14 protein-coding genes are annotated in these 21,763 nt (G+C 56.4%); 5 read left to right on the top strand and 9 right to left on the bottom strand.

The features are described from left to right. Positions 1-28: 28 nt before the first annotated feature. From mdtC to ACJY2L_RS14365, 3 genes are read right to left on the bottom strand one after another with little or no spacing between them, the layout of a single operon-like run. A complete protein-coding gene (gene mdtC, locus ACJY2L_RS14375) occupies positions 29-3,100 on the bottom strand; it encodes a multidrug efflux RND transporter permease subunit MdtC (protein WP_439212381.1) in 3,072 nt (1,023 codons plus the stop codon). Further along, positions 3,097-6,219 (bottom strand): MdtB/MuxB family multidrug efflux RND transporter permease subunit, encoded by a 3,123-nt coding sequence (locus ACJY2L_RS14370; protein WP_439212380.1) that lies wholly within the window; start codon positions 6,217-6,219, stop codon positions 3,097-3,099. Before ACJY2L_RS14370 ends, mdtC begins: the two co-directional genes overlap by 4 nt. Beyond that, on the bottom strand, positions 6,219-7,442 hold the full coding sequence (locus ACJY2L_RS14365; protein ID WP_439212379.1) for an MdtA/MuxA family multidrug efflux RND transporter periplasmic adaptor subunit: 1,224 nt from the start codon (positions 7,440-7,442) through the stop codon (positions 6,219-6,221). The genes ACJY2L_RS14370 and ACJY2L_RS14365 overlap by 1 nt, the downstream gene beginning before the upstream one ends. Positions 7,443-7,677: 235 nt before the next feature. Between ACJY2L_RS14365 and ACJY2L_RS14360 the strand changes: the two genes are divergently transcribed. Further along, entirely contained in the window at positions 7,678-8,640 is a 963-nt protein-coding gene (locus ACJY2L_RS14360) for an aldo/keto reductase (protein WP_439212378.1), read from the top strand. Positions 8,641-8,680: 40 nt separating this feature from the next. Here the strand turns inward: ACJY2L_RS14360 and yegD are convergent, their stop codons facing one another. The 4 genes from yegD to ACJY2L_RS14340 all read right to left on the bottom strand — a co-directional run bounded on the left by yegD (position 8,681) and on the right by ACJY2L_RS14340 (position 14,380). Then, positions 8,681-10,030, bottom strand: coding sequence for a molecular chaperone (gene yegD, locus ACJY2L_RS14355; protein WP_067432121.1), 1,350 nt, complete (start codon positions 10,028-10,030; stop codon positions 8,681-8,683). 71 nt (positions 10,031-10,101) lie between these two features. Further along, positions 10,102-10,389 carry a hypothetical protein gene (locus ACJY2L_RS14350; protein WP_067432118.1) on the bottom strand — a complete coding sequence of 96 codons (288 nt, stop codon included), beginning with the start codon at positions 10,387-10,389 and terminating at the stop codon, positions 10,102-10,104. Between the two features lie 206 nt (positions 10,390-10,595). Further along, complete coding sequence (locus tag ACJY2L_RS14345) at positions 10,596-13,583, bottom strand: PAS domain S-box protein (RefSeq protein WP_439212377.1); 2,988 nt, start codon at positions 13,581-13,583, stop codon at positions 10,596-10,598. A 176-nt stretch (positions 13,584-13,759) separates the two neighbouring features. Further along, a complete protein-coding gene (locus ACJY2L_RS14340; protein ID WP_439212376.1) occupies positions 13,760-14,380 on the bottom strand; it encodes a phosphatase PAP2 family protein in 621 nt (206 codons plus the stop codon). 262 nt (positions 14,381-14,642) lie between these two features. Here ACJY2L_RS14340 and udk point away from each other — a divergent pair, with 262 nt between their 5' ends. From udk to asmA, 3 genes are all read left to right on the top strand, one after another. After that, positions 14,643-15,284 carry a uridine kinase gene (udk, locus tag ACJY2L_RS14335; RefSeq protein WP_067432111.1) on the top strand — a complete coding sequence of 214 codons (642 nt, stop codon included), beginning with the start codon at positions 14,643-14,645 and terminating at the stop codon, positions 15,282-15,284. A 74-nt stretch (positions 15,285-15,358) separates the two neighbouring features. Next, positions 15,359-15,940 carry a dCTP deaminase gene (dcd, locus tag ACJY2L_RS14330; RefSeq protein ID WP_067432110.1) on the top strand — a complete coding sequence of 194 codons (582 nt, stop codon included), beginning with the start codon at positions 15,359-15,361 and terminating at the stop codon, positions 15,938-15,940. Positions 15,941-15,961: 21 nt separating this feature from the next. After that, positions 15,962-17,800, top strand: coding sequence for an outer membrane assembly protein AsmA (gene asmA / locus ACJY2L_RS14325; protein ID WP_439212375.1), 1,839 nt, complete (start codon positions 15,962-15,964; stop codon positions 17,798-17,800). Positions 17,801-17,843: 43 nt separating this feature from the next. Here the strand turns inward: asmA and ACJY2L_RS14320 are convergent, their stop codons facing one another. After that, entirely contained in the window at positions 17,844-19,418 is a 1,575-nt protein-coding gene (locus ACJY2L_RS14320) for a TerC family protein (protein WP_439212374.1), read from the bottom strand. 602 nt (positions 19,419-20,020) lie between these two features. Continuing rightward, the gene (locus ACJY2L_RS14315) at positions 20,021-20,287 is read right to left on the bottom strand and encodes a hypothetical protein (RefSeq protein ID WP_187485728.1); all 267 of its coding nucleotides are present in this window, start codon (positions 20,285-20,287) and stop codon (positions 20,021-20,023) included. On the opposite strand from ACJY2L_RS14315, the gene wbaP reads away from it, so the two are divergent. After that, positions 20,196-21,629: an undecaprenyl-phosphate galactose phosphotransferase WbaP gene (wbaP, locus tag ACJY2L_RS14310; RefSeq protein ID WP_187485695.1), complete on the top strand. Its 1,434-nt coding sequence runs from the start codon at positions 20,196-20,198 to the stop codon at positions 21,627-21,629. The two genes, ACJY2L_RS14315 and wbaP, sit on opposite strands and share 92 nt — an antisense overlap. Positions 21,630-21,763 lie beyond the last annotated feature (134 nt).

Genomic DNA, 21,763 nt, shown 5'->3' with positions numbered 1-21,763 from the left:
CGTTGATTCAGGGGCCGTGGCCCGTTGCTCATGGGTTGGCCTGATGAGGGGAAAGCGCAGGCCGCCGCCGACGAAGTTTATCCATATAGATATAGACCACCGGCGTGGTGTACAGCGTCAACAGCTGGCTCATGATCAGCCCGCCCGCAATGGTGATGCCCAGCGGCTGGCGGAGTTCAGCGCCGTCACCGGAGGAGAGCACCAGCGGCAGCGCGCCCAACAGCGCCGCCAGCGTGGTCATCAGAATCGGACGGAAGCGCAGCAGACAGGCCTGAAAAATCGCCTCGCGCGAGCTGAGATTGTCGCGGCGCTGCGCCTCAAGCGCAAAATCGACCATCATGATGGCGTTTTTCTTGACGATGCCGATCAGCAGCAGAATGCCAATCAGGGCGATCAGGCTGAACGGCGCGTCAAACAGCTCCAGCGCCAGCAACGCGCCGACGCCCGCTGACGGCAGCGTCGACAGAATGGTCAGCGGATGAACATAACTCTCGTAGAGAATGCCCAGCACAATATAAACCGTGGCAATGGCGGCGAGAATCAGCCAGATCTGACTGCTTTGCGACTGCTCAAATAACTGAGCAGTACCGGCAAAACTGCCGCGCACGCTGGAAGGCACGCCTAGCGCGGTCATGCTGCGGTCGATAGCGTCTGACGCCGCGGAGAGCGCCACGCCATCGGGCAGGTTAAACGAGATGGTCGAAGCCGCTGACAGGCCCTGATGGTTCACCGACAGCGGCGCGTTGGCGGGCTGCCAGCGGGCAAACCACGACAGCGGAATCGCCTTGCCCTCTTTGTTGATCACAAACATCTGCTGCAACGCGCTGATATCCTGGGTGTAACGGTTATCCACCTCCATCACCACTTTGTACTGGTTCAGCGGCTGGTAAATGGTGGAGATTTGCCGCTGGCCAAAGGCGTTATTCAGCAGGCCGTTGACGTCGGCAACGTCAATGCCGAGGCGCGCCATGCTGGCACGATCGTAGATCAACGCCATTTCGCTGCCTTTGTCCTGCTGATCGGAGTTAACGTCAGCCAGCTCGGGCAGGGCGGAAAATGCCTGACGAATCTTCGGCTCCCAGGTGCGTAAGTCATCGAGATCGTCCGACAACAGCGTGTACTGATAGCTGGCGTTAGCTTCACGGCCCCCGGCGCGAATATCCTGCACTGCCGAGAGATAAAGGCTGGCGCCCGGCTCTTTTGCCAGCGCCTCACGCAGCCGCGCGATCACCTGCTGGGCACTCTCCTTGCGTTCTCTCAGCGGCTTCAGCGAGATAAACATCGATCCGCTGTTGGTGCGCGATCCGCCGGTAAAGCCCACCACGCTCTCCACCGCCGGATCGGCATGCACAATGCGCATGAAGTCCTGCAGCTTGCCGCGCATTGCCTGAAACGAGATGCTCTGATCGGCAGAGATAAAGCCGTTGAGGCGGCCGGTATCCTGCTCAGGCAGAAAGGTTTTGGGAATGGAAACAAACAGCCAGCCGGTGAGCGCCACGGTGGCGAGTAACACCAGCAGGGTCCAGCGGCTGTGATTCAGCACCCACTGCAATGACCGGCCATAGCCCTGTTGCAACTGAGCCAACAGCCGGGTAAAGCCGCGTGGCGCCTGTTTTTCCGTCTGCGGTTTCAGCAGGCGGGCACACATCATCGGCGTCAGCGTAATCGAAATAAACAGGGAGATGACGATCGCCACCGACAGCGTAATGGCAAACTCCTGGAAAAAGCGACCAATCAGCCCGCCGATCATTAACAACGGGAAAAATACCGCAATCAGCGACAGGCTCATCGAGAGCACGGTAAAACCGACTTCACGGACCCCCTGCAGCGCCGCAGGTAGGGGTTTCATGCCCGCTTCAACGTGGCGGGCAATATTCTCCAGCACCACAATGGCATCATCGACCACAAAGCCGGTGGCGATGGTCAGCGCCATCAGTGACAGATTATTCAGGCTGAAACCGCACAGGTACATGGCAGCAAAGGTACCGATCAGCGATACCGGCACCGCAACGGCAGGAATCAGCGTGGCGCGGCCGGAACGCAGGAACACAAACACCACCGCGATCACCAGAATCACCGCAATCACCAGCGACTGTTCCACTTCGTGCAGCGAAGCGCGGATGGTGGGGGAACGATCCTGCGCGATATCCAGCGAGATTGCCGCCGGAATAATGTCGTGCAGTTCCGGCATCTGCTGGCGAATGCGATCCACGGTATCGATAATGTTGGCATCCGGCGATTTGCGGATGATCAGCAGGATTGCCGGTTCGCCGCTGGACATACCGGCGTTGCGCAGATCCTGCACCGAATCTTCCACGGTGGCGACATCCTTTAGCTTTACCGCCGCGCCGTTGTTGTAGTGGACGATCAGTGGCATGTAATCGGCGGCGGTTTTTAGCTCGTCGTTAGTACGCAACTGCCAGCGTTGCTGGTTGTCTTCCACTGCGCCCTGCGGACGCCGCACGTTAGCATCGGCAATCGACTGGCGCACCGCATCCAGCGACACACCCTGATTAAACAGCGCCTGTGGGTTGAGCGCGACGCGTACCGCAGGCAGCGAACTGCCGCCGACGGTGACATCGCCAACGCCGTTGATTTGCGACAGCTTTTGCGCCAGCTGCGTTGAGGCGTAATCGTACAGTTGGCCGGGATTGTACACATCCGAGGTCAGCGTCATGATCATGATCGGCGCATCGGACGGGTTGATTTTGCGGTAGGTGGGACGGCTCGGCATGCCGGTGGGCAGCAGGCTCTGCGCGGCGTTGATTGCCGCCTGCACGTCGCGCGCGGCGCCGTTGATGTCGCGCTCAAAATCAAACACCATGATCACGCGCGTGCTGCCCAGCGAGCTGGTGGAGGTCATTTCGCTGACCCCGGCGATGCGGCCCAGCGCGCGCTCCAGCGGCGTTGCCACCGACGACGCCATGGTTTCCGGCGAGGCTCCCGGCAGCGAAGCGGATACCAGAATCACCGGGAAATCCACCTGCGGCAGCGGTGCCACCGGCAGCATGCGGAAGCCGAGCAGGCCAACCAGCGCAATCGCCAGCGTTAACAGTAGCGTCGCGACCGGACGGTGGATAAACAGCGCAAAAAACTTCACGACTTCGCCTCCACGCTGCGGAAGCGGCGGCGCGTGACGCGTGCCAGGCGATCGAACAGCAGGTAAATCACCGGCGTGGTAAACAGCGTCAGCACCTGGCTGAGGATCAGCCCGCCCACCATGGCAATACCCAGCGGGCGGCGCAGTTCAGCGCCAATGCCGGTGCTCAGCATCAGTGGCAACGCGCCGAGCAGTGCCGCCAGCGTGGTCATCAGAATCGGGCGAAAACGCAGCAGGCAGGCCTGGAAAATCGCCTCGCGCGGCGGCATGCCCTGTTCGCGTTCAGCGGCCAACGCAAAGTCGATCATCATGATGGCGTTCTTCTTCACGATCCCGATCAGCAGGATAATGCCGATGATGGCGATGATATCGAGCTCATGGCCGCTAAGCATCAGCGCCAGCAGCGCGCCGACGCCCGCTGTGGGCAGCGTGGAAAGAATGGTGATCGGATGGATAAAGCTCTCGTACAGCACGCCGAGCACGATATACATGGCAAAGATCGCCGCCACAATCAGCCACAGCGTGCTGCCCAGTGCCGCCTGAAACGCCAGCGTGCTGCCCTGAAACTCGGTCATGATATCCGCCGGCATCGCCAGATCCTGCTCTGCCTGCGTGACCGCTGCCACCGCTTCACCCAGCGAATAACCGGGCGCCACGTTGAAAGAAAAGGTGGTCGATGGAAACTGATCGAGATGATTGATGGTCAGCGCGGTATGCCGCTGCTCGACCTGGGCAATGGCGCTGAGCGGCACGCTGCCGCCTTCGCTGCTGGTTAAACGGATGGTTTGCAGAGCAGCCAAACCCGGCGTCTGGTCATTATTTTGCTCCAGCACCACGCGGTACTGACTGGCCTGCGTGTAAATGGTGGAGATCAGGCGCTGACCAAAAGCGTTATAAAGCGCGTTATCGACGTCGGACATGCTGATGCCGAGACGGCTGGCACTGTCGCGATCGACGCGCACATAGGCTTCCAGCCCGCGATCCTGCCAGTCGCTGCTCACTTCCTGCAGTTGCGGTGCCGCGGCCAGCTTCTCCAGCAGCGCCGGTACCCATTTGCTCAGCGACTCCAGCGAACCGGTCTGCAATGTGAACTGATAAGGCGTGCGGCTGGCCTGCGTATCGATGGTCAGATCCTGCACCGGCTGCAGCCAGAGTTGCACACCCGGCACGGCGGCCACCGCCTGCTGCAGGCGCGCTGAGACCTCGGGAATGCGCTCATCGCGCTGATCCAGCGGCTTGAGGTTGATCTGCAAACGGCCACTGTTCAGTGCCGGATTGGTGCCGTCCACGCCGACGAAAGAGGTCAGACTCTCTACCGCGGGATCTTTCATGATGATCGAGGCGACCTGCTGGGTGCGCTGCGCCATGTTGCTGTAAGAGACCGACTGCGGCGCCTGTAGGGTGCCCTGAATAATGCCGTTATCCTGCTGCGGGAAAAAGCCTTTCGGAATCAGGATCCACAGCAGCACGGTGAGCACCATGGTGCCAAGTGCCACACCGAGCGTCAGCCACGGATGGTTCAGCACGCGGCTGAGCAGGCGGCCATAGGCGGCAATCACCCGTTCAAACAGCGCTTCGGTGGCGCGAAAGAAGCGGTTCTGCTTGCGCAGCGATTCGGCGCTGAGCATGCGCGCGCACATCATCGGCGTCAGGGTCAGCGAAACAATAGCGGAGATCAGAATGGCCACCGCCAGCGTCACGGCAAATTCGCGGAACAGGCGGCCGATCACATCGCCCATGAACAGCAGCGGAATCAGTACCGCAATCAGCGAGAAGGTCAGCGAGATAATGGTAAAACCGATCTCACCCGCGCCTTTCAGCGCCGCCGTCATCGGCGTTTCGCCTTTCTCGATGTAGCGCGAAATGTTTTCGATGACCACGATGGCATCATCGACCACAAAACCGGTGGCGATGGTCAGCGCCATCAGCGTCAGGTTATTCACCGAGAAATCGAGCAGATACATCACGGCAAAGGTGCCCACCAGCGACAGCGGCACCGCCACCGCCGGAATAATGGTGGCCGGAACGTTACGCAGAAACAGGTAGATAATCATCACCACCAGCGCCATCGCCAGCAGCAACTCGTGCTGCGTATCGTTTACCGAGGCGCGAATGTTGGTGGTGCGGTCGGCCAGCAGCTTGACCTCTACCGATTTGGGCAGCGACGCAGTCAGTGCGGGCAACATGGCGCGGATGTTATCCGCGGTATCGATAATGTTGGCGCCGGGCTGGCGAAGCACATTAAGCACAATCGCCTGCTGGCGATTAGCCCATGCGCCGAGCCAGCGGTTTTCTGCACCCTGTTCCACGCTGGCGACATCGCCAAGGCGCACCGGCGCGCCGTTGCTGTAGCTGACGATCAGCTGTCGGTAATCTTCCGCCGATTTCATCTGATCGTTGGCGGAGAGGGTGATCGAGCGCTCCGGGCCGTCAAGGCTGCCTTTCGCTGAGTTGACATTGGCATTGGCAATCGCCGTGCGCACCTGCTCGCTGCTCAGGCCCAGCGCTGCCAGCGCGGAGGTATTCATTTTTACCCGTACCGCCGGGCGCTGGCCGCCGGAAAGCGTCACCAGGCCAACGCCGCTGACCTGGGAAATTTTCTGTGCCACGCGGGTTTCCACCATATCCTGCACCTGCGTCATCGCCATGCTGGTGCTGGTGACGGCCAGGGTCATGATCGGCGGATCGGCGGGGTTCACCTTGCTGTACACCGGCGGATTAGGCAGATCGTTGGGCAGCAGGTTGGTGGCGGAGTTGATCGCCGCCTGCACTTCCTGCTCCGCCACGTCCAGCGGCAGCGTCAGCTGAAACTGGAGCGTGACCACCGATGCGCCACCGGCGCTTTGCGACGCCATCTGCTTCAGGCCGGACATCTGGCCGAACTGGCGCTCAAGCGGCGCGGTGATCGCCGAGGTCACCACATCGGGGCTGGCACCGGGATAAAGCGTGACCACCTGAATCGTGGGATAGTCGACCTCCGGCAGGGCGGAGACCGGTAAAAAGCGGTAGCCCAGGACACCAGCCAGTAAAATCGCCACCATTAACAGCGTGGTAGCCACCGGCCGCAGAATAAACTGACGTGAAGGCCCGCCGCTGTTGTCCTGAGGCATGACTTCCATCAATGGGCTCCTTTCGCGGGCTGCGTGGCACGGCTGGGGGCGATCGGCGTGCTTTGCGCGGCGATGATTTCCACCTTCGCACCTTCGGTCAGACGATCGAGGCCGTCAGTGACCACGCGGTCGCCTGCCTGCAGGCCGGCATCTATCACCACCTGGCGATTATCCTGCGGTCCCGCCTTCACGCTTTTTTTACTGACCTGATTGTCGCTGTTTACCACCCACACAAAGTTGCCTTCGTTGCCCATCTGCAATGCCGCGACCGGGATCACGACCGCATCCTGTAATGTGTTGACCTTGAGGCGCGCATTGACAAACTGGTTGGGAAATAGCGTGTCCTGCTGGTTCTCAAAGCGTGCTTTGATTTTGATGGTACCGGTGGTGACATCGATTTGGTTATCGAGGCTCAACAGCGTGCCGCTGGCGAGCAAATTTTTATTGTTGCGATCCCAGGCTTCAACCAGCAGCGTTGTGCCACTTTTCTGCGCCTGCAAAATGGCGCTGATGTTCTCTTCCGGCAGGCTGAACAGCACATCGATAGGATGCGTTTGGGTGATCACCACCAGGCCGGTGGTATCGCCGCTGGTAATGTAATTACCGACGTCGACCTGCTTCAGACCAACCCGGCCGGCGACCGGCGCGGTGATACGGCTGTAGCTCAGGTTAAGTTCCGCGCTGGCGACATTGCCCTGATCGGCCTTCAGCGTGCCCAGCGTTTCGGCAATCAGCGAGCGCTGCGTATCCAGCTCCTGCTGCGAGACCATATTGTTTTTGATCAGCTTTTCAAAGCGCGCCAGATCGCGACGGGCGTTGGCTAACGTCGCCTGATCTTTCGCCAGCTGTCCCTGCGCCTGGGTGAGCGCAACCTGCCAGGCGCGCGGATCGATCTCCGCCAGCAGCTGCCCGGCCTGCACCTGTTGGCCTTCGGTAAAGTGCAGCGCCATCAGCTGCCCGTCAACCCGACTGCGCACGGTTACGGTATTGGCGGCAGTGACCGTGCCCAGACCGGTAAGATACTGCGGCACGCTCTGCGTTTGCGCCGTGGCGGCCTGCACCGGCGCCAGCGGACGATTCGCCCGGCCGCCGCCTTTCCCGGCTCGTGATTCAGCCGCGGGTTTTGCCGCCGTGCCGCTGCTGCTGTGCCAGTAAAAATAGAGGCCAAAACCAACGAGGATCAGCAGCACCAGCAGCAGGATTTTTTTGGGAAAACGGGGTTGGGCATTCATTGTATCTGTTGCTCTCCAGCAAAGAATTCAGGCAATCCAGGCGACGCCGCTGCCGACCGAAATACGTAGTGTAGCCAGCGATAGCGGCCAGAAGATGAAGGAATTAAGGATAACGGCTGCGGCGCGGGAAGTATTCATAATCTGGCACGGATTATCAATCCGCCCGCGCAAGCAAAGCGGCTTTCTTTGCTACGCTGATTGACGCGCTTATCATTTATCTGCAAGGAGAAGCACCATGACAACATCCTCAACCCGAACCCTTGGCCGCAGCGGTATTCAGGTTCCTGCCCTGACGTTTGGTGGCAATGTGTTTGGCTGGACCATCGATCGTGACACCTCGTTTACCCTGCTTGATGCGCTGCTGGAGCGCGGGCTCTGGTTCATCGACACCGCAGATGTTTACTCGCGCTGGGCGCCCGGCAATCAGGGCGGTGAATCAGAAACCATTATCGGCGAGTGGCTGAAAAAAAGCGGTCGTCGTCAGGATATCGTGCTGGCGACCAAGGTTGGCATCGAAATGGCACCGGGCAAAACTGGACTGAAACCGGCCTATATTCGTCAGGCAGTGGAAGATTCGCTGCGCCGTTTGCAAACCGACTACATTGACCTTTATCAGGCGCACCGTGACGATCAGGATACGCCGCTGGCGGAAACGCTGGCGGTATTTGACGCGTTGATCAAAGAGGGCAAAGTGCGCGCCATTGGCGCATCGAACTACAGTGCAGAACGGCTGAGCGAGGCGTTAAACATCAGCGAGCGTGAAAATCTGGCGCGCTACGAGACGCTGCAGCCGGAATATAACCTCTACGATCGCGAGGGCTACGAAAGGGGTCTTGAGCAGGTGGCGCGCGAGCATGGCCTGGGCGTGATCAACTACTATTCGCTGGCCAGCGGTTTCCTCAGCGGCAAGTATCGTCAGCCGGAAGATGCCAGCAAGAGCAAGCGTGGCGAAGGCGTAGTGGAAAAATATCTTAACGCGCGTGGACTGAAGATTCTGGCGGCGCTGGATCGGGTTGCTGAAGCGCACAGCGTGACGCCAACACAGGTTGCACTGGCGTGGCAGATTGCGCGTCCGGGCATTACCGCGCCGATCGTCAGCGCCACGTCGTTGCAGCAGTTGGATGAGCTGCATAAGGCGATCCAGCTACAGCTTTCTGCTGAAGAGATTGCCGCGCTGACCGACGCCAGCGCGTACTAGCTCATCTGCTGGCCCAGGTTATCTGGGCCAGCCTCTACCCTCAGAACATCACGTCAGCCCAGCGGGCCAGGCCCGCCGTCACCGAACCAAAATCATCACCCGTTGCCAGTGGAATATCGGGCAGTTGCGCCTGAAGCGCCTGGCGTAACAGCGGCGAACGCGCGCTGCCGCCGGTCAGGTAGATCACATCCGGACGCACGCTGCTGGTGGCCAGCGCCAGCGATACCTGCTCCAGAATGCGCTGCAGCGGCTGCTGGATCGCATTCGCCAGGCTCGCCGCGCTGATCTCCGCCTGCAGATCCGGGGTGATAAACGCCAGTTCGCTGGCGGTCAATGAACGATCTGACAGCGCAATTTTGCTCTCTTCAGCGGCGCGCACCAGCCGATAGCTCAGGCGCTGCTGCCAAACTTTCAACAGGTGCTTTACCTGCTCCGGCTGTTCGGCATCATGAATCAGGTCGCGCAGCTGTTTGCCGCTGGCGCTGGAATAGAAGTCACTTTGTGCCGGTACATCGTTGATCGCCACAGCGTTCCACCACGGCAGCGCGGGCAGGGCGATGCCTTTGGTGGTCTGTCCGCCAAGGCCGAGATGCGGCATCAGCTCCTTAAAGGCCAGCATGATGTCGAGATCGTTGCCGCCGACGCGGCAGCCGCTGTGCCCGAGCAGGCTCTCTTCACGCTGCTGTTTGTTGCGCCACTGCGGGCCCATCAGCAGCAGGCTACAGTCTGTGGTACCCCCGCCGATATCCACCACCAGCACCCGCGTTTCACGTTGCAGCGTCGCTTCAAAATCAAGACCGGCGGCAACCGGCTCAAACTGGAACAGAACGTCGCTGAAGCCGGCACGGGTTGCCGCGCGTTGCAGAATCCCCTCTGCCTGTTGGTTTGCGTCGTCGCCGCCTAATCCCTGAAAGTTAACCGGTCGGCCAATCACCGCCTGGCGCACTTCCTGCTGCAATTCGTTTTCAGCCAGTTGGCGGATATGCAGCATGGTGGCGCAGACCAGATCTTCAAACAGCGCAATCTGCTGCGGTTTGAGGCCGCTGGCACCCAGGAAAGATTTGGGCGATTTCACAAACCAGACATCTTCCGGGTCCGCCATATAATGCGCCAGCGAAGCGAGGCCAAACTGCACGCTGTCAGCATTGACCTCAATGTCTTCTTCCTGATTAAAACGCACCGCGCGACGCAGCAACGCGGTGGTTTCCGTATCGGGTGTGGGGACCTGATGGTGGCGATAGAGCCATTCACTGATCGCTTCGCGCGTAGGCGCGCAGAGCATAGAAGGCAGGTAAGGGGAGTTGTTTTCCAGCGTCAACAGACGCGCCTGATCCTGTTCCATTACCGCGACAGAACAGTTCGCTGTTCCATAATCGAAGCCGATTGCCATCCCATTCCCCTTCCAGAAAAAAAGGGGGCGACTTTACCCCAGCCTGGCGGCGTTGGCAATGTCGCGGATAATTATAAAAGCGATTTGTCGTGCTGGTCAGAATAAGCACGGGCTGGTACCCGTTTGCGCCGATCTTTTTCACGCCAGCTATCCAGTTTAAATAGCAGCAAACCAATACTTAACCCAATGATGACCAGGCCGAAAATATAATAATAAAGTTCGCCCTGTGCTGCGGCAATAATAGAGGTGCCGGACCAGATACCACAACATCCGATAGTGATAAGCGTGAAGCGAATAAATAACGTAAAGGCAAATGCATAGAGCAAAACCTCACGCAGGCCGAGGTCGATCAGGTGCATGTTTGCTATATCCTTTGGCATATGCGGAAAGGCATCATAGCAGTATGAAAATAAATAACTGCTTAATTGTTTTGATGCTTTCTTCACCGGTTGCCGCCGTATGCCGTCACCCGATAAGCCCGGCTTAACTATTCATTTGCTGCTCCCAGGATTATTCCGCTTATCGCACAATTAAATTGCCGGTGAGCGGTTATTTTGGCGATATTTTACTTAATCGCGAAATAGCTGTTTTGCACTAAATAATGCAACGGCTGCCGCTCGCCAATCGCATTTCCCCATACGCCATTAATGCCAATAGTGTTCAGCGTGGTCAGCGCAGCGGGTAATTCTATCGGGCCAGCCAGCGTGATAATTTGCCGCTTTTCTGCCTGACCGTGAATAATAGAGACTAACATTTCATCCATTAAGCTGGTGTGAACCGTGGCCACCAGATCAGGCGACATCATAATGTAGTCGATGGCTGCGCCGTGGAATTGATTAAAGGCGTCGAGGTGACGGCCAAAATTTTGCAGCATGATGCGACAACCACAACCTTTCAGTTGGACGATCGCCTGCGGCAGGCGGCTGCTGTCGGCAAGCAGTGCCGCTGTTTCAATCACCACGATAAGTTGTGCGGGCGGTAGCGGGCTGGCGTGCAGCAGCGCAAGTAACTCGGTAACGAATGCGTCGTCACGCAGCGCAGCCGCTGTAAAGGGCAGCGCCAGCGTGATGGCTTTGCTGGCCAGCGGCTGCGCATAGTGAGCAAAAAAGTGGCGCATCAGGTTGCGATCTAAGGCGAGTTGCAGGGCGGTTTCCTGCGGGGCGTTCTGCCAGCTGTTTTCATCCAGCGGCCAGCTGGCATCGGCCAGCCGTTCTACCTCGAGCACATAAAAACTCACCGATTGTGTTTTGCCCGGTGGTGTCACCGCCCAGCTCAGCAGCCGTATCGGCATTTTTTCTACCTCGGCGGCGGTCAGCGTTGAGGCCGGGTGGGCGACAATGCTGGTGTGATGACGCTGATAAACCTGCAGCTGGCCACGACCATTGTGCTTAGCGTGATAACAGGCGGCATCCGCCTGCGACATCACATCACTGCTCTGGCAGTTCGTGGCGTCAATTTGCGTCATGCCTGCGCTGGCACCCACCTGATAAATGTTGCCCTGCCACTGAAAGGCGTAATGATTGACCGCGTTAATCAGCCGCTGAATAAGCTCGCTGGCGCTGCGCAGCGTTGAGTCCGGCAGCAGCACGCCAAACTCATCACCGCCGAGTCGGGCAATCACGTCATTGCCGTGCAGATGATGCAGCATCAGCGTCGACAGCTCACACAGCAGCGCATCGCCCGCGGCGTGTCCGGCGGTATCGTTTACCGCTTTGAAGCGGTCAAGATCGATAAATACCAGCACGTGCTGCTGACTGCCGCTGATATTCTGCAATAGCTGCCGCAGCTGCTGTTCAAAGCTGGCGCGATTGGGCAGGCGGGTCAAAATATCGTGCGAGGCGCTGTAGGTTAGCTGACGTAGCGTTTCCCGTGACTCGCTGACGTCGCGAATCACCATGACCGTACCGACATGGTGGCCCTCTTCGGTTTTCAGCGGCGTAAGGCTGTATTGAATATCAAACTGTTCATGCTGCGCGCTATGCAACACCAGCGCTTCATCGAGGTCAGGCGTGTTTTTGGCAGCAGGCAGCGCGCACAGCAGCAGGTTTTCGATACGATCGCCATTAACGCCGTGCGTAATGTGCAGCACATCGCTCAGCGCCTTGCCCGCCGCAGCTTCCTGCGACCAGCCGCTCATGCGTTCCGCCACCGGATTCATAAAGGTAACCAACATTGCTTCATCAGTACTGATCACCGCTTCGTCAATCGAATCGAGAGTAATGTGCATGCGCTCTTTCTCTTCGAACAGCGCGGCATTAGCCAGGGTGATGCGCTCCATCAGGCAGCGGTTAGCCTCTTCGGTACGCTTCAGCTCGGTAACGTCCTGCAGCTGAGAAATAAAATAGAGCGGTTCGCCGTGGCTGTTCCTGACCAGCGAAGAGGCCAAAGTGGCCCAGACCGTTTCGCCATCTTTGCGAATATAGCGTTTCTCCATACGGTAGTTGTCGCCTTCGCCGGCGAGAACCCGCTGCATGGCGGCGACGTTGCTGCTGATATCATCCGGGTGCGTAATCTGCTGAAAGGTCATCTGTATCATTTCAGCTTTCGGGTAACCCAGCAGCTGGCAAAGCGCATTGTTTACGCTTAGCCAGTGCCCTTCGGGCGAAACCATCGCCATACCGATAGTGGAATACTCCATGGCATGGCGGAAACGCAGCTCGCTTTCGCTGATATGCGCTTTTTCTGCACGGAAAGAGTGCATAATCAGCGACATCATATGGCTTGGCAGCAGAATAAGCAGAAACGGTAGCCAGATCGCGGTGTGGCTTAGCCAGACGGTATCAATATGTAATACCACCAGCCGTAATCCCAACAGTACGGAGATCATCAGGGCGTTAACTAAAAACACCACAAAGGCGGAAAAACGTGGCAAACGCACGGCGCAGGTAAACAGGATCACGATAATAAAAGCGAAGGGCCACGGCAGAAAACGCAGCGCCACGTAGCAAGCGGTGAGTGAAGCAACGATGCACAGCAGGGTTTCAGACAGCTGACGCGCACTGATTCGCTGCCGCAGCATGCGGGGCTGCCACAGCAGGCACACCGGTGCCAGGGCCAGCATGCCGATAATTTCAGCGATCACCCAGGTGGCGAAAAAGGCACCGTTACCCTTGAGCAACCACAGGGCGAAGAACCCGCCAAGAAAGGGCGTGATAATGCCCGCCGCCAGCAGCAGCTTGCACCAGTCATATAAGGTATCCAGTGGTGCCTGAGGGTTCAGCAGCAGGCGCAGCAGTACGCCGCCTGTCAGCGCCTGTAGCAGATTGACCAGCGCATAGTACACATTGAATAACGCGGAACCCATGATCAACGTATTAGCGAGAATAACGGCCAGAAAGCAAAACAGCAGGGTCAGCGCCGCTTCCACGTAGCCCAGGCGGAAAGCGGCCACGGTCATCAGCGCGGTGGGCAGCCATAACGGCGAAATCGTCCCGCTAACGACAATCAGCTGCAGACAAAAAAGCGCCAGCAAAAAGCAGAGGCCACCTAGCAGGAGCGCCGTGGTTAAGCGCTGCAGCATGCGATGTCTGAAACCAAACTGAGCTGTGATCATGAGATGTAAACACACCTGACATAAAGGCGAGAGATCAACAGGGACCTCCGCCTGACAGCTGGACGGAATGACCCTGTTTGATGATTATCAGGTTATGCTAGCATATTCAAAATCGTTGTCGTGGCCGAATTCACAAATGCCCTCTATTCGGTCAATTGAACCCTTCAGCCAGACAATTACTGGCGCAGTTTCAGCAGATCGGCACGCGTCCAGGGCCTGTCGATACCGGCCAGATCGGCGGACAAATGCGCCAGAAACTGCTGCGTGGTGGCAATGCGGCCGTGCCCTAACAGCAGCAACGGCAGCAGCAATGCCGCTGACATCTGTCCGAGGCTAAAGCCCTTGAGCTGTGTATGGCGCTGGCTGAGCAAAAACGTCGTGCTGATGGAGAAGCCCAGCAGCAGACCCAGTACCACTTCGCTTTTGGAATGGGCGTGAATCACCAGCCGCGAAAGGCCGACCATTAGCGGAATCAGGTAGCCAATAATGATCGCACACCGGCGCCAGGGTTGCGTCGCGCGCCCGGAAACCAGCCACAGCATCACCGGCCACAGGGTGGCGGACATGGCGCTATGGCCGCTGAAGCCGGTAAAATTGAAACGAGCACTGCCAATACCGAAGCCAAGGAACAGCACTTTTGACACCGAGACCACAAATCCGGCAAGGCAGAAGGCAAAAATCCAGTACCAGACCGTGTGCCGATCGCTGCTTTTCCACGGTAAGACCAGGGCGATAATGATTGCTGTGGGGATCAGCAACATGCTGTCACCAAAATAAGTGAGGGTTTTCCAGGACATATCTTACCTTTATTGTTGTTATGAAAGATTGCCGCACCCGCATTGGCTGGCGCTGAATCTTGTCGCATGCAGTTTATCGGTGAAACAGCGAGCCCGCCAAAGGATATATTCTGAAAAACCTGATGCCGCTTTTTCTGGCATCAACAGGGTGAAATCCCTATAATTGCCGCGAAATAACCCTCTCATCTCCTGACCTATCGTGAGCGCTGTATAATTCTGCATCGCTTACCGGTTTGTCATACTGTAATCAGGTCTTTAATTTATGACTGACAAGTCTCACCAGTGCGTCATTGTGGGTATCGCAGGCGCCTCCGCATCAGGTAAAAGTTTAATCGCCAGTACGCTTTATCGTGAAATTCGCGATCAGGTTGGCGATGAGCATATCGGTGTGATCCCCGAAGATTGCTACTACAAAGACCAAAGCCATCTCACCATGGAAGAAAGGGTTAAAACCAACTACGACCATCCCAGCGCGATGGATCACGATCTGCTGCTGCAACATCTGCAGATGCTGAAATCAGGTGAGACCATCGATCTGCCCGTTTACAGCTATGTTGAGCATACGCGCACCGCAGAAACCATCCAGCTGAAGCCGAAAAAAGTGATCATTCTGGAAGGCATTCTGTTGCTTACCGATGCCCGCCTGCGCAACGAGATGAATTTCTCGATTTTTGTCGATACGCCGCTGGATATTTGCCTGATGCGTCGTATGAAACGCGACGTTAACGAACGTGGCCGCTCAATGGATTCGGTGATGGCGCAGTATCAGAAAACGGTTCGGCCGATGTTTTTGCAGTTCATCGACCCGTCAAAACAGTATGCCGACATTATCGTGCCGCGCGGCGGGAAAAATCGCATCGCTATTGATATTCTGAAAGCTAAGATTCATCAATTTTTTGAGTAAACGGCGGGGTGCTGGCAAACAACGCCAGCATCGGGCCAGCATTAACTACACTATGAGATTCCTGGAGTAAGGCGATGAGATTATGCGACCGCGACATTGAAGCCTGGCTGGACAGCGGTAAGCTGGAGATTACGCCACGGCCGCCGGTTGAGCGCATTAACGGCGCGACGGTAGATGTGCGCCTTGGCAATCAGTTTCGCACCTTTCGTGGCCACACCGCCGCGTTCATCGATCTAAGTGGCCCTAAACAGGAAGTCAGCGCCGCACTCGATCGGGTAATGAGCGATGAGATCGTGTTGCCGGAAGGCGAGGCGTTCTATCTACATCCGGGCGAACTGGCGCTGGCGGTGACCTTTGAGTCCGTGACCATTCCGGACGATCTGGTTGGCTGGCTCGATGGCCGCTCCTCACTGGCGCGACTGGGATTAATGGTACACGTGACGGCGCATCGTATCGATCCCGGCTGGCAGGGACGCATCGTGCTGGAATTTTTTAACTCCGGTAAACTGCCGTTAGCGCTGCGTCCTGGCATGCTGATTGGCGCACTGAGTTTTGAACCGCTCTCCGGCCCGGCAGCGCGTCCGTACAACCGCCGTGAAGATGCCAAATACAAAGGCCAGCAGGGCGCGGATGCCAGTCGTATCGACAAAGATTAAGCAGAGGTAAAGACGGTTTTGATGAGAAGATTGATAACCACGCTGGCCATTTTGCTGGTGGTGATAGTGGCGGGCATGACCGCGCTGGTACTGCTGGTCAATCCCAATGACTTCCGCGGTTACATGGTTAAACAGGTACAACAACGCAGTGGCTATCAGCTGAAGCTGGATGGCGATCTGCGCTGGCACGTCTGGCCGCAGCTCAGCATTCTGGCGGGTCGCATGTCGCTGACCGCGCCGGGCGCTGCGCAGCCAATGGTCAGCGCGGAAAATATGCGTCTCGACGTCAGCCTGATACCGCTGTTCTCTCATCAGCTCAGCGTGAAACAGGTGATGCTGAAAAACGCCGTGATCCGTGCCACGCCGGACAGCGAAAGGCAGCGTCCGCAAAACGCCCCGATTGGTCCGGCTGACTCAACGCCCGCCGAGCCCGCCAGCGGCTGGCAATATGATATTGGCCATTTGCGCATTGTGGACAGCCTGCTGATTTGGCAGCAGCCGGGCGGCGAAGAGATCAATTTTCGTAATCTTAACCTCGATATGACTCAGGATCGTCGCCAGTCGGCGGCGCTGGATGTTGCCACCTCGGTGAGCCGCGATCAGCGCACTCTGCAACTGGCGCTAAAAGGCCACATGAAAATCGCCGACTATCCGCACCGCCTGTCCGGCAACGTTGATAGGTTGCAATGGCAGTTAAGCGGCGCGGGCATTCCGGCTGATGGCATCAAAGGCGATGCGAGCATGCTGGCCAGCTGGCAGGCAGAAAATCAGCAATTCTCACTGCAACAGATCGTCGCCTCACTGAACGACAGCCAGCTCAACGGCGAAATCAGTGGGAAATGGGGCATGCAGCCCGATCTGAAAGTGGCGCTGCACGCGACGACGCTCGATCTGGACAAGCTGTTTGGCATCAACATTGACGGTGTGTCGCAGCAGGCGCAGGCGGCCCAGCTCGCGGCAGCCAACCGACCGCCGGTGATTGCGGTAGAGAAATCCTGGAGCGGGGCCGGTTCACCGCTGACAGGTATACACATGCTGCTTAACCTCAAGCTGGATGCGGTGCGCTGGCGCGGTCTCGACCTGCATACGGTGCTGCTGGATGCAGAAAATCGGGCGGGCGAGATTAGCCTGAATACCTTTAGTGGCCAGGTGGGGGCAGGGCGCTTCTCACTGCCAGGTGCGGTGGATGTGCGTCAACCGGTGGCGAAAATTGCGCTGCAGCCGCAACTGCAAACGGTGGCGATCAAGCCGCTGCTGCGCGCCTTCCGGTTGCCGCAGGCGCTGGATGGCACGCTGACGCTGAACGGCGAGCTGGCTGGCACCGATCTGGATATGATGGTGGCGAAAAATAGCTGGCAGGGCAGTGCGCAGGCAAATGTACAAAATCTGCAGGTCGCAACGCTCAATATTCCTCAGATGGTGCAACGTGCGATATCGCGCAGCAGCGATCGTCTGAGTGCCGATGAGGTGTCGCCCGACGGCACCATCCAGCAGCTTTCCGGCAAGATGATGTTGAATAAAGGCGTGATTACGCTAAGCCAGCTCAATGGCGAGGCACAAAAGCTGTCGCTCACCGGTGCAGGCACCGTGACGATGCCAACCGAAGCGCTGGATATGCAGCTGGCGGTGAAGATTAACGGTGGCTGGAAAGGCGACGATCGCCTGATTGCTGCACTGGCCGAATCCGCGATCCCGCTGCGTATTTACGGCAACTGGCAGAGTCTGCAATATTCCCTGCCGGTGGATCAGCTGTTGCGCAGACAGGTTGAGGACGCAGCGAAAAGCCGCCTGAATCAGTGGATAGATCGCAATCAGAGTAATGAAAAAGCGCAGCAGTTAAAGAAACAGCTCCAGCGATAATTTTGCGGGCCGGAAATTTCCGGCCCGTTTATTATCATACCGGCTAGTCTGATTCAGTAAGAAGACGTGGTTGAATGGCCACTTTTTGTACCCGATGATTCTCGACCTGTAAGGTGCGGAACAGATAGTCGCCCACCTTAACTTCCTCGCCTTCCTGCGGTATCCGCTGCAAATTCTCCATGAGCAAGCCGGCAATAGTGTGATACTCGCGCTTTTCATCCAGATCCAGCGGCACAAACATCACCAAATCATCAAGCGGCATATGGCCATTGGCAATCCAGCCGCCGTCGTCGCTTTTAATAATATCGTGACGCGCATCGACGCTGTCGGGTTCATCGCTCTCATTGGGCAGGCTGCCAGCGATAGTTTCCATCACGTCGCTGAGCGTCACCACGCCTTCAACCGAGCCAAACTCATCAACAACAAAGGCAAAATGGGTGCGCGCATTGCGGAACTGTTCCAGCGCCTGTAGCAGCGGCAAACGCTCCGGGAAGACCAGCGGCTGGCGAATCAGCGCCCGGAGATCCAGTGAGCTTTCATGCAGCGCCTGGTGCAGCAGGTCGATGACGTGCACTACGCCCAGCGGCTCCGGCTCGCCATCGGTGATGAGCAGACGCGTATGCTGATTACGATCCAGCTGTGCCATGATATGTGCCGGATCCGCCTGCAAATCGATACTTTCTACATCGTGCCGCGACGTCATGATACTGCTGATGGTGCGCTGACCCATGCCCAACATGCGCGCGATCATCTCACGTTCCTGCTGATTAAAAATCGCCTGCGCCTCATTGCCACCTGGCAGCGCATTCTCAGCATTTAGCTCGGCCTGCTCGTGATAACCCCGCAGCAGCCGCATTACGGCATCGGTGGTGCGTTTTCGCAGCGGCTGACCGGCGGTGAGAAAGCGTCGGCGATTAAACTGTGCCAGCTGGTTGAGACCTTCAATGACAATCGAGAAGCCGATCGCCGCATAGAGGTAGCCCTTGGGAATGTGAAAGCCGAAGCCTTCTGCCACCAGGCTAAATCCAATCATTAATAAAAAGCTCAGGCACAGTATGACAATAGTGGGGTGTCCATTAACAAAACGCGTTAATGGTTTGCTGGCGAGTAACATCAGCAAAATGGCCACGGTGACGGCCGCCATCATCACTGAAAGTTCTTCCACCATGCCCACGGCGGTAATCACGGAATCGAGTGAGAAAATGGCATCCAGCACCACAATTTGCGCCACTACCGGCCAGAATTTAGCGACGCGTTTTTGGCCGTTCTCCTGCTCATCTTTGCCCTCAAGGCGCTCGTTGAGCTCCATGGTTGCCTTAAATAACAGGAAGATACCGCCTAACAGCATAATCAGATCGCGGGCGCTGAAGTCGTGATGGAACAGGCTGAAAAACGGCTCTGTTAGTGTAACCAGCCAGGAGAGCGATGCCAGCAGGCCCAACCGGGTTACCAGCGCGAGTAAAAGGCCGATTATTCGAGCCTTATCTCGTTGTGCGGGAGGCAGCTTCTCTGCGAGGATCGCAATAAAAATGAGGTTATCAATCCCTAACACCAGTTCCAAAACGATTAGCGTGACTAAACCGGCCCAGATGCCAGGATCGGTGATCCACTCAATCATGTTCATAACACCTTAATAATAGAATTCTGCTTTATCCGATGATAGTGAATTATTAGCCCGTAAACAAACCGCCCTCAACTAAGGAGAGATTCTGGAGAGAAACTGTTCTGATAAAACAATTATCACTATTCAGAATTAACTGCTTTTGAATTTAACGATCATTCTTTAGCATTCTACCGCGCGCATTTAAGATGTCAGTAGTTTTGACAGGATTTAATGAGGCGCCAGAATTTGCGTTAAATGCAAAGGCGAATAGTCCGAAACTTAAGAGAAATTTCTGGGGAGTTGGCAAGGTGACCGTACTAATGGGTGGTAGTCTTTTTCCTAAAATAGTGCAGGGAGTACGGGCCCTACTTGTAAACAGGCCAGTAATAACTAGTATAGCAACCAGTAAGGAAATGTCTGTGCCTGTGTTGCCATAACCACGTTCAAACCACACTTAATCTCACGAATTGTGACGTTAGCCACGTTTGAACCACTACACATCAGGCAGAGCAGCACCAGCAGCGACAAGATGAAAACGGGATTTACCATGCAGTGTGGCAGCAACAAGCCAGGGGCGGTAGCGTTCCTTAAACCGTTTGTTGTTGATTTAGCAGGAATTAATCACCGTTTAGCCTTAATAAAGCGTCACCAACCACTATCTTGCCGGACATTGATGAACGTTGCTGTGAACCCGGAATCGATTGATTGCTTATTCGTGAGCCAATAGTCAAGCGAATAATCATGTTAAGAAACGTCCTGGGCTTCAGGGATAATAAAATAAAAGAGTCAAACATGCGCGATAATGAAATTACTTTTAAAAGCTTATTTACTAAATTGTTGTTGGCGTTTTCAGATTTAATTTGTTTTAACGCAGCGTTATTCATCGCGTTGTCGTTAATAAATATGCTGCCGGTCGATCCTCTGGCGAATATTAGCGAAAAAGATTTGAATCTGAAAATTCTGACTCACATCTGTCTGTCAGTGATTTGTATTGGCTGGTTTTGGGTCCGCCTGCGTCATTTCACCTATCGCAAGCCGTTCTGGTTCGAGCTCAAGGAAATACTTCGTACGGTCTTTATTTTTGCCATCATTGACCTGTCGATTTCCGCCCTGTCAAAATGGGAAATGTCTCGCTACGTCTGGTTAGTGACCTGGCTGCTGGTGCTGATTATGCTGCCACTGGGCCGCGCCATTACCAAACGCGTGCTTAACCATTACAAGCTGTGGAAGAAAGACACCATCATTATTGGCAGCGGCAAAAACGCCCGCGAAGCTTTCCTCGCGCTGCAAAGCGAAGAGGTGATGGGCTTCAACGTTATCGCTTTCTACGATGTTGACGAATCGTCTGAAGAGACCATGCTGTGCGGCGCGCCAATTCTGAAGAATGAAGATGCACTGTGGCAGCGTGTTAATGGCGAAACGCAGTTTATCGTTGCGGTTGAGTATGAGCAGAGTCAGTACAGTGATATCTGGCTGAAGACGCTGGCCAAACATAACTGTCGTTCAGTATCGGTGATTCCTTCGCTGCGCGGCGTACCGCTTTACGGCACAGACATGGCTTATATCTTTAGCCACGAAGTGATGATTCTGCGTGTGAACAACAACCTGGCAAAACGCACCTCGCGTTTCGTTAAGCGCGTTTTCGATATCGTTGGTGCGCTGGCGATCATGACCATGCTGATGCCCGCGCTCGCCATACTCATTTTCCTGGTTTCTCGCGACGGCGGTGCACCAATCTACGGTCACGAACGCGTTGGTCTCAATGGTCGTAAGTTTAAGTGTCTTAAGTTCCGCTCGATGGTGGTGAACTCGAAAGAGGTGCTGGAAGAGGTGCTGCGCACCGATCCGGTCGCCCGTGCCGAATGGGATAAAGACTTCAAACTGAAAAACGACCCGCGTATCACTAAAGTCGGTCACTTTATTCGCAAAACCAGCCTCGATGAATTGCCGCAACTGTGGAACGTGGTGCGTGGCGAAATGAGCCTGGTGGGTCCGCGTCCGGTGATTGAAGATGAGCTGAGTCGTTATGCGGGTGATGTCGATTACTACTACATGGCCAAACCGGGTATGACCGGCCTGTGGCAGGTAAGCGGCCGTAATGATGTTGATTACGAAACCCGCGTCTACTTCGATTCATGGTATGTGAAGAACTGGTCCTTATGGAATGACATCGCCATCCTGTTCAAAACGGTCGGTGTGGTTCTTAAGCGAGACGGCGCGTATTAAACGCAACGGAAAGGCGTTGTTTACAACGCCTTAATGCACGCGAAGGTGGCAGACGTAAGCCGTGTTGGGAATGTCTTTGGCAGGAGCTGGAGTTCTCGGAATACCGAAAAGACATTATTTTCTCACAAACTAAA

Origin of the sequence: Duffyella sp. Ts4, assembly GCF_051851875.1 — a bacterium.
Lineage (GTDB): Bacteria > Pseudomonadota > Gammaproteobacteria > Enterobacterales > Enterobacteriaceae > Duffyella > Duffyella gerundensis.
The sequence above is the reverse complement of the archived record's forward strand: the minus strand, read 5'-3'. Positions and strand labels throughout refer to the sequence as shown.